Below are 13,763 nucleotides of genomic sequence, written 5' to 3'. Positions count from 1 at the left end.
CGCACCGGACCCGGCGCCGATCTTGTGAAGCACCACTGTACGCCCACGTCGTAAGCCCCTGCGGTGGCTGTCGGCGGCTCAGACCAGATTGATCGAGTCGAGTACGCGGGCGCCGAGTTCGCGGTCGCCGGTGATCGCGACGGCGCATGCCCGCCACGGCAGCCGCCGGGTGGCCCACTGCGGGAATTCCAGCGCGAGGGCGGCGATATGGGCGGCCGCGCCGGCCGCGGCGCCCGGCCTGACCCGCAGGCGTCCGCCGCGGGGTTCGATTCGCCAGGTGCCGCCGCCGGGGCCGGTCAGCGTGATCGCAACGGGAGCATCGAGCCAGGCCAGAGCCTCGCGGTGCGATCGTTCCAGCAGCACGGCGAGCCAGGTGGCGATGGCGTGCATCCGTAGCGGATCGGTCGAAGGCGGTGCCAGGTCGAGCGCCGGCGCGATGTCGTGGCGCAGATGGGTGTGCCAGTCGAAGATCAGCATCGCCGGTATCAGATCCAGCGGGTACCAGCCCAGTTCGCCGATCGGGATCCTGATGCGGCCCAGACCCGGTGCGGTGAACACCGACAGCGCCCGCTCGCCACGCCGGGACCAGGTCTCGAACTGCGGCAGGACGTGTTTCGTGGTGTACGAACGCCTCTCGTCCACCAGCTGTTCGTTGAGACGTTCCAGATCGCGGGTGGCGACGAAGGCGGCCGCGCTCGGAGTGACCAGCGACCTGGCCGTGATCGTCATGTGGATCACCACCTCGGCGACCGACCAGCCGGCCGCGGCGCTGGGTGCGGCCCACTGTTCGTCGTCGAGCCCCGCGCAGAATTCGGCGACGGCGCGGCGTTCCTCGCTCAGGCCGGGCAGATACACCGAGCTCATGAAAACCGCACGCTACCGGTTGCCGGTCGCTGGGAGCCAGCATGCGCGCGGATTCCGGGTGTGTTCGATGATCATTTGACGCACTGCGTGAATTTTTCTAGTTTTATCTCACAGCCTTGTGTGACGGTGGTGAACGCGCCGGTTCGCCCGCGCACAATGGATACGCAGCTGCACATCGGCGTGCAGCGTGAGGAGAGTGCAGCAATGAGCGCCACCGTCCCGCGTCGGCATCCGGATTCCCCGCGCAAGGTCCCCGGGCTGCGTCCGTTCGCCGCCCTGCTGCGTATCGGCCCGCCGTCGCCCGGGCAATGGGATGAACTCGGCCGGGCACTGCTGGTCGGGGACGAGCCGATGGATCGGCTGGTCGACTGGATGGCCGCCGAGGGCACCGATCGCACCCGTCCGCTGTTCGAGCGCATCCTCGCCGAGGGACTCGATGCCGTCCCCGACGCGCCGGAACCGCTGCGCGCGTTCTTCGCCCGCTACGAAGCGGTACCGGATTGGGTCGACTGGGACAAGATCCGCCGGGCCGAGCAGGTCTTCCGGATGGGCGGGACCGACGGGCTCTACATCGCACGCGACGTCTCGCTGCTGGGCGGATATCTGGCGTCCGGGTTCAACAAGACGCTGATCCGCACGGGTGCGCTGGAGAAGGGTCCGGCCAAGCGATTCGCGGAGACGCTGCAGTGGGCGCTGGATGTCACCTCCGACGACGGTATGCGGCCCCTCGGTCTCGGCTATCGCTCGACGCTGCGGGTGCGGCTCATCCACGCTTTCGTCCGCCGCCACGTCGCGGCGCTGCCCGATTGGGATGTGGCGGAGTGGGGTGTGCCGATCAATCAGACAGATATGGCGGCCACGCTCGTCGGTGCGCTGATCGCCCCGTTCATCGGCGCTATGCCGATGGGGATCGTGCCCCGGCGCGCCGATCTCGACGCCGGTGCGCATCTGACGCGGTACGTGGGCTGGCTGATCGGCGTCGAGGACGAATGGCTGCCGGACGGATTCGTCGACGCGGTGCGGATTCTGTACCACTGCATGACGGCCATCACCAATCCCGACGAGACCACACCCCAGCTGGCGACGCCGATGGCCGACGATCCGCTGGGCTGGCACTATCGCAACCTGCCGGCGCTACGCGGCCGTATCGCGCGGGCTCAGCACCTGTCGGTCGCCTCGGCCTTCCTGGGCCCGGCCGCGATGCGGCAGCTCGGGCTGCCGGCGTATATGCCCCCGTGGTACCCGCTGCTGCGAATTCCGGTGAATCTCACCCGGAGCGGTATCGCGCTGACGGTTCCGGGCGGTGCCGAGCGGGCCGCCGCGCGCGGTCGCCGGGAGCAGGAGGCGTTCCTGCGCATGCTGATCGGCGACGAACAAGCCGTCATCGGCGATTCGGCACGTCACGTCGGCCACGCCGCCTGACGGTCCGCGCGGTGAGGCCGGTGCGGCGATCGGGCCGGCGCCCCGTCCGAGTTGCGAAAACAGCGATCGCCGTGGGTTTGCCGGCCCGGAGGACGGCGGCGGGAACACCGGTGCGGTGTGGACTTGTCGGTGTGATGGTGCATGCTCATGGCACGCCGATGTCTACGAACCGCCCGGAGAGCACCATGTCGTCCCCCCGAACCAAACCGCAACCGTTGTCCGACACCGAGATTCGACAGATCGCCGACGAGCTCGCCGACGGCCGACCACCCATGGTGTGGTTCACTGCGGCGGCAGTGGGAGTATCCGAGGGGCGATCGGGCAAGGTGATCGCACTCGGTGATCCCGCCGATGGCGACTTCCTGCAGGTCCGTCCCACCGGATCGAAGGATGTCATGTCGTTCTCGCCCACCGAGGTGACATTGGCCAAGCCCGCTCGTAAGGACAAGCGCACCACCACATCCGAGACCACCGGCACAGCCGCGCCGGCAACGAGGAAGGACACCGCAGTGAGCATGTCGTCGTCCGTGACCGCGCCACCCGCGCCGCCCACCCCGGCAGCGGCGGCGACCGCCGCGTCGAAACCAGCCGCGCCGCAACCCGCTTCCGATGCCAAGCCGGCCGCGAAACCCGCGGCCACGCCCGCCCGCGCGCCCCGGGACAAGCCCGCCGCGGCGGCGGCGCGCAAATCCAAGGCCCCGGAGGTGACGGTCACCCTGTCCGGCACCGCCGACGGCGAATGGACCGTCGATGTCGTGCACGGCAAGAAGCGCACCATCAAGGGTTTGTCGGTGGCCGGTTCGGCCGTGGCGCAAGCGGCGAAACTGCTCGACCCCGAGGTCGCCGAGGTCGTCGACTCGGTCCTCGACGCGGTCCGGAATACCCAGCTGGCCAAGGTGGAACAGCTGCAGGCCGAACTCGAGCTGGCGCGCCGCTTGCTCGACGAACTGTCCTGACGGGCGGGGCCGCCGCTCAGACCGCCGGTTCGTGCCGGCGGACCCGGCGGCGGCTCTCCGTGTGCGGCAGGTGGCGCAGATCGTCGTGGAACGCACAGCCCAGGGCGTAGTCCTTGGCGTGATACATCGCCGAATCCGCTTCGCGCAGTAGGTCGTAGACGGTGGCGTCGGTGCTGCGCGGCCCGCTGCACGCGATGCCGATGCTGGCACCGACGGTCACCTCGGTGACCGACAGCTCGAACGGTTTTCCGAAGGCCGCCAGCAATTTCTCCGCCAGGACCGCGGCCTCGTCTCGGGTCGCGCCGGCCAGCACCACGAATTCGTCCCCGCCGTAGCGGGCCGCGACATCGTCGCGGTGGATCACGCGGCGGATACGGGCCGCGGCATTGGCGATGAGTTCGTCGCCCACCGCGTGGCCGTAGCTGTCGTTGATCGTCTTGAAACCGTCCAGATCCAGGAACAGCAGGCAGACCGGCCGGCTGGTCCACAGCTCCCGATCGCGCGCGGGCGTGCGCAGCAGTGCCGAGCGGTTGAGCAGGCCGGTGAGCATATCGTGGTCGGCCTGGTACTGGGCTCGTCGTTCGCTGCGCGCGCTGCGCACGATCGCGCGTTCACTGCGGACCAGGACACCCACCAGCAGCGTCGCCAACAGCGCCGACACCACGACCCGGTCGACGGTATCCACCCGGGCGCCGACGGTCGGCACCAGCGAGGCCATCACCAGCGTCACCGCGATCATGCTGGCTCGTTGCCGGGAACGGTGCGGATGAACCTGCCGGGCGCCACCGAGGGTGACCATGGTCGGGTGCAGCGCCGCGAGCCCGACGATGGCGTAGGCCACCAGCAGCGGTGTCAGCAGGAGTTGGTCGTCGATGCGTACGGATCCGGCGGACTGCAGGTTGTAGCCGAGATCGGCGACCAGAATGGCCAGCAATCCGACATGGACCAGGCGCAGTGAGGTTTCCGAGCGGCTGGAGGTGACCACCGAATGCGTCACCAGCGTCAGCAGCAGCGCGTCGATCACCGGATAGATGGGCATGATCAGCGCGGAGGCGTCCCAATCGTCGGTGTTGTGCAGAACCGGGGAGATCAGGAACGTCCACGAGGCCAGCAGGGCGCCCAGGGCGATCAGCCCGGAGTCGAGGATCAGATCGCGCTGGCAGCTCGCCCGGCGCGGCCACAGCCACAGGAAGGCCGCCACTCCGACGCCGGTGTAGCCGGCCAGCGTCGCCAGATCGTCGAGCGGCGGCAGACTGCTGTCGGCGAAGACCCGCAAAATCGTTCCGGCGGCGAACAATACGGCCGACGCGGCCAGCAGGTACCAGGGAGTGGGCGCCGGTGGGTGATAGCGGCGTACCCCGATGCCGATCATCGCCAGGGTCGCGAGCACGACGCAGATCATCGCCGCGAGCGATAAAGCCGGTGAGTGGATCAGCGACAGCAGCGCCGGGATCAGGACGGCGGTCACCGTTGATGCTGTGTGCCGGGCCTTGTGTTTCGGCCGGATGCGGGTGGTGTGGTGGTGCTGTGTGCCGGATGTCATCAGCCCCCCTGGTCCGCGTCGTCGGATACGAATCGGGCCGCGTAGTAGGTTTGTGAATCCTCGACCGCGACGTCCACATTCGCCTCTTCGCCGACCGCACTGCGAAGCGCGTCGGCGAACGAGAATTGAGAGTTGTTGTACGAGCAGATGTCCCAGCCGACGACCCCACCAGCTGCCGCCAGGATCTGGACAACTGTACTGATCATGGCATGAAAAGCCACCCCATGTCGCGCAGTTGGGGTAACAAGGGTGAAACCTGCATAGTAAATCGCACCGCGCTCGGCGTGTTGCGGAAATCGTGTCGCAAAATATTCCGGACTGATCCACGGCACCGTATCCAGATGCCGCGTCAGCGTGGTAAGTCCGATCGGCGCACCGGTCCGGGAGCGGGCCACGATCTTGTCCACCCGGGTGTCGGTCATCTCCGCGCGGAATTCGTTGCGATGCAGCACCTGCCGGGCGGCGGCGCGGGCCCGCAGCGGTCCGAACGCCTGCTCGTACAGGGTGTGGAAGAGTTCGATCTCCGCATCCGGGATCGCCGTCTCGACGGTGACGGCGACGCCGGGCCAGGCTGTCCCGGCGGCCGGCGCCTCACTCGCCTCCGGGTCCGATCGGCTCACGCCGGTTGATCCCAGCCGACGGCCCGATACGCGGCCAGCACGAGGGCGCAGGTGGCGCGGCCGTCGGAGCGGGCCTGGATCGTGGCCGTGTGGACCGCGCCGAAGCGGGCGCTGCGAGCGGCGGTCATATCGGCGAGGCTGGCCCGGATGAGATCGTCGACCTGCGCGGCGGTTTCGGCCGCGTGCTCGACGAACAGTCCGGCGCCTGACCCGTCCGCGCGCAGCGCCCACCCGACTCCCGCGGCCGTGGTGGCCCCGGCCGTACTCGCGTGCCCGAGCGCGTAGACGCAGTAGAGGCGATCACCCCAGGCGATCCGCTGACGCACGCGCGTGGTTCGCCGCACCCGCGCGCGCGGCGGGATCACCGACGACAAGCGGATCAAATTCGCCTCTCCCACACCCAGTTCGCGCAGTGCCGCGTCGAAGGCCGCCAAATCCGTCGCACCCGTTCCGATCGTCGTGCCGATCTCGATGGTCAGCGCGGTGGCATGGTCGCGGTCGGAATCACGACGGCCGCGCGGTTCGAGCGGCGTATGAGTCGTCAGCATCGTTTCGTCCGATCTTTCCCGGGGGCCATCAGTGTTGCATTTTGCCGGGCTAACTTTCTCTAAATCTGCGGGGTCCACAGCTGCCGGCCGGAGCGCGCCGCGCGGGATCCGGACTGGCCTCGGAGATCCGCTGTGGCGCGCTACTATCCGGGCATATCGCGATCTGGTCGACCGGCTGGTCTTTCCGACAGGAGATCCGTATGCAGTTCGTTGCTTCGGCGCCGCACCAATTCGATTCGGCGGTGGCGCTTCTGGCGGCCGATCAGCTGCGACTCGATGCCGCGCCCGTCGACTACGCCTTGGTCGCCGTCTATTTCGTCTTCGTTCTCGGCATCGGATTGATGGCCCGGGCCCGGGTTTCGTCCAGTATCGATTTCTTCCTGTCCGGTCGCTCGCTGCCCGCCTGGGTTACCGGCCTGGCCTTCATCTCCGCGAACCTCGGTGCGGTCGAGATCATGGGGATGTCGGCCAACGGCGCCGAATACGGAATGCCGACCATGCACTACTTCTGGATCGGCGCGGTTCCGGCCATGCTGTTCCTCGGTGTGGTGATGATGCCGTTCTACTACGGTTCCAAGGTACGCAGCGTTCCCGAATTCATGCGCCGTCGCTTCGGCACCGGGGCTCATCTGGTCAACGCCCTCAGCTTCGCGATCGCCCAGGTGCTGATCGCCGGGGTCAATCTCTATCTGCTGGGATCCATCGTCAATGTGCTGCTCGGCTGGCCGCTGTGGGTGTCGGTGATCGCGGCCGCGCTGATCGTGTTGTCCTACATCACCCTCGGCGGGTTGTCGGCCGCGATCTACAACGAGGTTCTGCAGTTCTTCGTGATCGTGGCGGCGCTGCTGCCGCTGACCCTGGTCGGCCTGCACCGCATCGGCGGGGTGAGTGGATTGAAGGACCACGTCTCCGCGCTGCCCGACGGCGCCGAACAGCTGCACTCCTGGCCGGGTAACGAACTCAGCGGTTTCGGCAACAACTTCCTGTCGGTGACGGGCATCGTGCTCGGCCTCGGATTCGTCCTGTCCTTCGGTTACTGGACAACCAATTTCGTGGAGGTTCAGCGCGCGCTGGCCACCCATTCCATCTCGGCCGCCCGGCGCACCCCGATCATCGGCGCGTATCCGAAGATGTTCATTCCGTTCATCGTGGTCATACCCGGTATGGTCAGCGCCTTGCTGATTCCCCAGATCGCCGAGTTCAAGGCCACCGGCACGGGCGACGCGAACTACAACCAGGCGCTGCTGTATCTGATGAAAGAGGTGCTGCCGAACGGCCTGCTGGGCGTCGGCCTGGCCGGGCTGCTGGCCGCGTTCATGGCCGGCATGGCGGCCAACATCTCCGCCTTCAACACCGTATTCAGCTACGACCTGTGGCAGCAGTACGTGATCAAGGACAAGCCCGACGGCTACTACCTGACGGTGGGCCGGCTGGCCACCATCGGGGCCACCGCCATCGCGATCGGGACCGCGTTCATCGCGGGCAGCTTCTCGAACATGATGGACTATCTGCAGACGCTGTTCTCGTTCTTCAACGCACCGCTGTTCGCCACCTTCATCCTCGGCATGTTCTGGAAGCGGATGACACCGACCGCGGGCTGGGTCGGCCTGGTGTTCGGAACCCTGAGTGCGGTGGTGATCTTCATCCTGAACAAGGCCGAGGTCTTCCATCTGTCGGGGCAGGGGTCGAGTTTCGTCGCGGCCGGGGTGGCCTTCGTGGTCGACATGGTGCTCAGCATCGCGGTGAGCTCGGTGACCGCGCCCAAACCCGCCGCGGAACTCGTCGGGCTGGTGTATTCGGAGACACCGAGGGACCAGCTCACCGATCCGGACGCCGCCACCCTGCCGTGGTATCAGCGCCCGGTGCTGCTGGCCGGGATAGCGCTGGTCATCGTGATCGCTCTGAACATCTTCGTCGGATGAGGAAGTGACGCCATGCTTTTCGATATTCGCACCATCGTCGGGGCGCTGCTCGGGTGCTACGGAATCGTCCTCGTCGTCACCTCCGTCGTCCACGACACCGCCGCCCAGCGGGCGCGCACCGGCGGGTGGGACATCAACCTGTGGGCCGGTGTCGGCATGCTGATCGCCGCGGCGGTCTTCCTGCTCTGGGCGGTGCTGCGTCCGGTCCGGGCGGTCACCGAATCCGATGCCGGGTCACCGGAGACCGAGCACGAGGACTAGTCCGGCTGTGCGCCGATGACGTCGAGGACGTATTCGGCGATCGCCATACTCGAGGTGGCGGCCGGGGAGGGGGCGTTGCGCACAGTGGTGATCGGTCCCAGCCGATGGATCCGGAAGTCGTCGACCAGCGCGCCGTCGGCGTCCACGGCCTGGGCTCGCACCCCGGCGCCGGCCCGGAAGACATCGGACACCCCGATGCCGGGAACATAACGTCGCGCTGCCTTCATGTACGCGCGGGCCGATAGCGAGCCGTAGACCTCGCGGACCCCGGTGCGCCAGTGCCGGCGAGCCAGCCGCCAGGTGCCGGGCCAGGTCGCGAGGGTGCGCAGATCCCGGGCCGAGAACGCCGACCGGCGGTAGCCTTCCCGGGCGAAGGCGAGTACCGCGTTGGGGCCGACCTCGACCTCACCGTTGACCCGCCGCGTGAAATGCACTCCCAGAAAGGGATACCGGGGATCGGGGACGGGATAGATCAAGCCGCGGACCAGATCCCGCTTGGCCGGCCCGACCAGCATGTACTCTCCGCGAAAGGGAACGATCCGGGGTGCGGGCTCATCTCCGGCCAGTCGCGAGACGGCATCGCTGTGCAGTCCGGCGCAGACGATCAGCCGGTCCACCACGATCGTGCCCGCGCGGGAACCGATCTCGATTCCGCCGCGGCGCCGGGTGATCGCGGTGACCGGGAACGACAATCGGATCTCACCGCCCGCCCGGGTGATGTCGTCGGCGAAAGCCTGTGCGATCCGGACGAAATCGGTGATCGCGGTATGGGGTGAATGCAGGGCCGCCAGGCCCGTCGCGTGCGGTTCGATATCCGTGATCTCGGCGGCATCGATGCGCCGCAGTCCGGGCACACCGTTGGCTCCGGCGCGGGTGGCCAGCGCGTCCATCCGCACCACATCGTCTGGGGTGATCGCGACGACCAGTTTGCCGACCTCGTCGTAGGGCAGCTGCCGGGCGGCGCAGTAGTCGCGCAGCAGATCCCGTCCGCGGGCACACAGCGTGGCCTTCAGAGAACCGGGTTCGTAATAGATTCCGGCGTGCACGACACCGGAGTTGTGGCCGGTCTGGTGCACGGCCACCCGATCTTCCTTGTCGACCACGACCACGTGGGCGCCCGGTTGCCGGCGGGTGATCTCCCGGCCGATGGCGAGTCCGACGATCCCGGCGCCGATGATGCCGATGCGTTGTTCCGCCATACTCGCTCCCACTTCCGCCGGTGTCCGCCGCGGCCAATCTACGCACCGGCCGAGCTGCCCGCCCCGGTCAGGGCGTGCTGCCGGGAACCGGCACGGGACGCGATCCGACTACCGAGGGACCCCCGTTCAGGAGTGCAGATGACGACCCTCGTTCCCGCCGAGCTCATCCCGTCGACCCCGCGCCGGAGGTGGCGGGCCGCCGCGGTACTCACCGCCTGTCTCCTCGCGGCGGTGCCGGTGGCGGTCATGGTGGCGATGGTGGGCCCGCGGTCCTACTCCCTGCAGGGGATCGACTTTCCCGGCTGGATCTCGGTGTCGGTGTATGTGACGCTGCGGGTGGCGGCGGCGCTGGCGGGCGGACTCGTGCTGGGCGCGCTGGCATACACGCTGGTGTGCACCGCCCCCTCGGCGCGCGGCCGGTTGGATGTCGACGGCTATGCCGGAGTCGTTCTCGCCGAGCGGGTTTCGCCGATCTGGGCACTGGTTTGCCTGCTGCTGGTGCCGGTGTCGGCCACCGATTCGGCGGGTATTCCGATCGGTGGCCTGCTGCGCGCCGGCGCGCCGGCCGCGCTGATGGCGGCCGCCGAGCGACCGAAGGCGTGGCTCGTCGCCGCGGCGGCCGTGGTCGTGGTGTCGATCGCCGTGCGCTTCGCCCTGACCTGGAACAGCGTGTTCGGGATCGCCGCGGTGTGCGCGGTGGCGGTGCTGGCGCCCGCGCTGACCGGGAACGCGGGGGAGGGGCCCGATCACGACTACGCGACCGGAGCGGTCGTCGCCTTCACACTCGCCCTGTCGGTGCCCACCGGAGCCGCGTGGTGTCTCGTCGAACATCACCGGCGCGTCTGCGATGCCGAGAGCCTGCGGCGATTCGCTTCGGCGCTGCGGCGGTACCGCACAGTGGTGGTGAGCTGTGCCGTGGTGCTGGCGCCCACGGGTGCGATCCTGATCGCGATCCTGGCGCCGCCCGCACACTGGGGTGGTGCGTACGGCCTGTTCTCGGCGGCGGCCGCGGCGCAACTGATCGGATTCGCGGTGCTGACGGGGTGGCTCGCCGCCCTTCCCGCCGGGTCACGCTGGATGCCTCGCGCGCTCGTGGGCAGCGCGTTCGCCGCGACCGGGTGCCTGGCCGTATCGGCCGTGCTGGCGGTGACGCCCGCGCCGGCATTCGGCCATCGCGGGTTCACCGCACAGCAGGTGTTGCTCGGTTTCGACCTGCCTGCCGCGCCGGATATCTGGCGGCTGCTCACCTGGTGGCGATTCGATGTCGTACTGGGCAGTGCCGCGATCGTCGCCGCGTCGGCGTACCTGGCGGGGGTGGTGCGCCTGCACCGGCGTGGCGACGCCTGGTCGCGATGGCGGATGGTGTCCTGGGTGACCGGCTGTGTGACCCTGCTGCTGGTCACCTCATCCGGAATCGGCGCCTACAGCTACGCCATGTTCAGCGTGCACATGGCGGTGCATATGGCGTTGAACATGTTCGTGCCGGTGCTGCTGGTACTGGGGGCGCCGGTCACGCTGCTGTTGCGGGCGGTGGAACCGGCCGGTCGCGGGCGCCCGCCCGGTGTCCGGGAGTGGGTGCTGTGGCTCATGCATTCGAGGTTCACCCGGATATCGAGCAATCCGCTTGTGGCACTGGCGATTTTCGTGGTCTCGCTGTACGGGCTGTACTTCACGTCGCTGTTCGACCAGCTGATTCGCTTCCATTGGGGCCATCTGCTGATGAACATCCACTTCCTGCTCGCCGGATATCTGTACTACTGGGCGATCATCGGCATCGATCCCGGTCCGCGCCGCCTCCCGCATCTGGGCCGACTGGGAATGTTGTTCGCCATCATGCCTTTTCACGCCTTCTTCGGCGTCGCGGTCATGGTGATGAACACGCTTGTCGGCAGCGGCTTCTATCCGCAGCTACAACTGGTCTGGATGGCCGATCCGCTCGCCGATCAGAAGCTCGGGGGCACGCTCGCCTGGATTTCGGGTGAGGTGCCGGTATTGCTGGTGGTCGTGGCCTTGCTGTCGCAGTGGGCGACGCAGGAACGGCGCGCGGCCGCGCGCATCGACCGGCATCAGGAGGCGTTTCCCGACGACGACGAACTGCTCGCCTACAACGCGATGCTCGCCCAACTGGCCCGCGATCGCCGTTAGGGACGGAAATCGCGCAGCCGCAAACTGTTCCACACCACGAAGAACGACGAGAACGCCATGGCGGCTCCCGCCAGCAGCGGATTCAACAGTCCGGCCATGGCGGCCGGCAGGGCGGCCAGGTTGTATCCGAACGCCCACACCATATTGCCGCGGATCGTGCGCAAGGTCGCGCGCGCGAGCGTGATGGCGTCGGGGATCGCCGCGGGATCGTCGCGCACCAGAATGATGTCGGCGGCGCCGATCGCGACATCGGTGCCGCGCCCGATCGCCAGCCCGAGGTCGGCGGTGGCCAGGGCCGGCCCGTCGTTGATCCCGTCACCCACCATCGCGACCCGCCGCCCGGATCGTTGCAGGTCTCGGATCACCCGCGCCTTGTCCGCGGGCAGCACCTCGGCGACCACCTCGGCGACTCCGATCTCGTCGGCGACCGTGCGGGCGGCGCAGGCGTTGTCGCCGGTCAGCAGCATCGTGCGCAGTCCGAGTCGATGCAGGCGTTCCACCGCGGCGGCGGCGCCCGGACGCACGGCATCGGCGACCGCGACGATGCCGCGGGCGTGGCCGTCGACGCCGACGACAACCGCGGTGCGGCCGAGCCGCTGCTCCGTATCCACCACCCGGCGCAGATCCTCGGGTATCTCGATGCCCTCGGCGGCGAGCAGTGCCGGCCGGCCCACCAGGACCTCGCGGCCCTCGACCAGCCCGCGAGCGCCCAGGCCCGGTAGGGCTGTGAAGCCGGAGACCGCCGGCAGGGCCGGATGCCGCTCCCGCGCCCAGGCGCTGATCGCGACCCCGATCGCGTGCTCCGAGGCGGCCTCCATCCCACCCGCGAGGCGCACGACATCCTCGCCGCCGTGGACGGTGGCGACGGTCATCACCCCGGTCGTGAGCGTGCCGGTCTTGTCGAACACCACGGTGTCGATGTCGCGGCTGGTTTCCAGTGCCTGCTGGCCCTTGATGAAGATGCCCAGTTGAGCGCCGCGGCCGGAGGCCACCATCAACGCGGTCGGCGTGGCGAGGCCCAGTGCGCAGGGACAGGCGATGACCAGCACCGCCACCGCGACGCCGATCGCGCGATCCGGATCCGCGCCGCCGAGCAGCCATCCGGCCGACGTCAGCGTGGCGAGGGCCAGCACCACGGGGACGAAGACCCCGGCGATGCGGTCGGCCAGGCGCTGTAATCCGGCCTTCTCGGCTTGGGCGTCCTCGACGAGGCGAATCATCGCCGCCAGGCGGGTCCGGGATCCGACCGCGGTGGCCTCGACGATCAGTCGTCCGGTCAGCGCGACAGTGCCGCCGGTGACCTCGGTGCCCGGCCCCGCCTCGATCGGCACCGATTCGCCGGTCATCGCGGCGGCGTCCACGCTGGAGTGGCCGTCCACGACGCGGCCGTCGGCGGCGATCGTCTCACCGGGGCGAACCACGAATCGGCGTCCGACCCCGAGTTCGGCTATCGGAACCACGATTTCGTCACCGGCCGCGGTCAGTACGGTGACGTCCTTGGTGCTCAGTGCGGCGAGCGCACGCAGCGCGCCGCCGGCGCGGCTCCGTGCCTTGGCCTCGAAATAGCGCCCGGCCAGGACGAATACCGTAACCCCGCCGGCCACTTCCAGATAGATGGAATCGGCGCCGAATATCGCCGCGGCCAGCCCACTCGCGACCGGATGCGCGGCCGGACGGTGTGCCAGCGTCACCATCGACCACAGCGTGGCCGCCGTAATACCCAGTGAGACCAGGGTTTCCATGCCGACTACACCCGTGCGCAGTCCGGAAACGGCTCGCCGATGCAGTGGCGCCGCCGACCACACGACGATCGGCAACGCCAGAGTCAGCAGAACCAGCTGCCAGCCGCCGAATCGAGTGCCCGGAACCGTCGCGAAGACGACGGACAGATCGGCCAGGGGGACGAACAACACCACCGCGACGACCAGGCGCTGGAACAGGTCGCGGGTGGCCCGATCCTCCGGTGCGGTATCGATCGTGGGGGTGTCGAGCAGTGGAGTAGCCCCGTAGCCGGCGTCGATGATTCTGTCGCACAACATATCCGGTGAAATCGCCGTGTGCGCGCCGATGGTGGCGACACCGGTGGCGAAATTGACCGTGGCGGCGACCCCGTCCAGTTTGTTCAGGGTCCGCTCGACCCGCGCGGAGCAACCGGCGCAGCTCATGCCGGAAATCGCCAGCCGGATCCGTTGCGCGGGAAAGCTTGTGGTGGCGGGTGCGTTCATATCGGTCGAAACCTCATCCAGCGGTCGGCGAGTGATGTCCTCGCACAAGGTCGGATGG

Annotated in this window: 11 protein-coding genes; 5 read left to right on the top strand and 6 right to left on the bottom strand. The window is 68.5% G+C overall.

Going from position 1 to position 13,763, the window contains the following annotated elements; translation table 11 throughout:
• Positions 1-78 precede the first annotated feature (78 nt).
• On the bottom strand, positions 79-864 hold the full coding sequence (locus LKD76_RS24145; RefSeq protein ID WP_227983699.1) for a maleylpyruvate isomerase N-terminal domain-containing protein: 786 nt from the start codon (positions 862-864) through the stop codon (positions 79-81).
• A 204-nt stretch (positions 865-1,068) separates the two neighbouring features.
• Between LKD76_RS24145 and LKD76_RS24140 the strand changes: the two genes are divergently transcribed.
• Together LKD76_RS24140 and LKD76_RS24135 are read left to right on the top strand one after the other, a co-directional pair.
• On the top strand, positions 1,069-2,286 hold the full coding sequence (locus tag LKD76_RS24140) for an oxygenase MpaB family protein (protein WP_227983698.1): 1,218 nt from the start codon (positions 1,069-1,071) through the stop codon (positions 2,284-2,286).
• 185 nt (positions 2,287-2,471) lie between these two features.
• Positions 2,472-3,242, top strand: a complete 771-nt coding sequence (locus LKD76_RS24135) for a DUF6319 family protein (protein ID WP_227983697.1) — start codon at positions 2,472-2,474, stop codon at positions 3,240-3,242.
• A 16-nt stretch (positions 3,243-3,258) separates the two neighbouring features.
• Here LKD76_RS24135 and LKD76_RS24130 read toward each other — a convergent pair whose 3' ends face one another.
• From LKD76_RS24130 to LKD76_RS24120, 3 genes are read right to left on the bottom strand one after another with little or no spacing between them, the layout of a single operon-like run.
• On the bottom strand, positions 3,259-4,785 hold the full coding sequence (locus LKD76_RS24130) for a GGDEF domain-containing protein (RefSeq protein ID WP_227983696.1): 1,527 nt from the start codon (positions 4,783-4,785) through the stop codon (positions 3,259-3,261).
• Positions 4,785-5,405, bottom strand: coding sequence for a hypothetical protein (locus LKD76_RS24125; RefSeq protein ID WP_227983695.1), 621 nt, complete (start codon positions 5,403-5,405; stop codon positions 4,785-4,787). The genes LKD76_RS24130 and LKD76_RS24125 overlap by 1 nt, the downstream gene beginning before the upstream one ends.
• On the bottom strand, positions 5,402-5,953 hold the full coding sequence (locus LKD76_RS24120; protein ID WP_227983694.1) for a pyruvoyl-dependent arginine decarboxylase: 552 nt from the start codon (positions 5,951-5,953) through the stop codon (positions 5,402-5,404). Before LKD76_RS24120 ends, LKD76_RS24125 begins: the two co-directional genes overlap by 4 nt.
• Positions 5,954-6,153: 200 nt before the next feature.
• Between LKD76_RS24120 and LKD76_RS24115 the strand changes: the two genes are divergently transcribed.
• Positions 6,154-7,875: a sodium:solute symporter family protein gene (locus tag LKD76_RS24115; RefSeq protein ID WP_227983692.1), complete on the top strand. Its 1,722-nt coding sequence runs from the start codon at positions 6,154-6,156 to the stop codon at positions 7,873-7,875.
• 12 nt (positions 7,876-7,887) lie between these two features.
• Positions 7,888-8,136, top strand: a complete 249-nt coding sequence (locus LKD76_RS24110; RefSeq protein ID WP_227983691.1) for a hypothetical protein — start codon at positions 7,888-7,890, stop codon at positions 8,134-8,136.
• Here the strand turns inward: LKD76_RS24110 and lhgD are convergent.
• Positions 8,133-9,335: an L-2-hydroxyglutarate dehydrogenase gene (lhgD, locus tag LKD76_RS24105; RefSeq protein WP_227983690.1), complete on the bottom strand. Its 1,203-nt coding sequence runs from the start codon at positions 9,333-9,335 to the stop codon at positions 8,133-8,135. The two genes, LKD76_RS24110 and lhgD, sit on opposite strands and share 4 nt — an antisense overlap.
• 138 nt (positions 9,336-9,473) lie before the next feature.
• Here lhgD and LKD76_RS24100 point away from each other — a divergent pair, with 138 nt between their 5' ends.
• Complete coding sequence (locus LKD76_RS24100) at positions 9,474-11,480, top strand: cytochrome c oxidase assembly protein (RefSeq protein WP_227983688.1); 2,007 nt, start codon at positions 9,474-9,476, stop codon at positions 11,478-11,480.
• Here LKD76_RS24100 and LKD76_RS24095 read toward each other — a convergent pair.
• Positions 11,477-13,705, bottom strand: coding sequence for a heavy metal translocating P-type ATPase (locus LKD76_RS24095; protein WP_227983687.1), 2,229 nt, complete (start codon positions 13,703-13,705; stop codon positions 11,477-11,479). The genes LKD76_RS24100 and LKD76_RS24095 overlap by 4 nt on opposite strands.
• Between the last annotated feature and the right edge of the window lie 58 nt (positions 13,706-13,763).

It is taken from the genome of Nocardia spumae (genome assembly GCF_020733635.1).
GTDB classification, from domain to species: domain Bacteria; phylum Actinomycetota; class Actinomycetes; order Mycobacteriales; family Mycobacteriaceae; genus Nocardia; species Nocardia spumae.
This window is presented reverse-complemented; position numbering and strand designations above follow the sequence as displayed.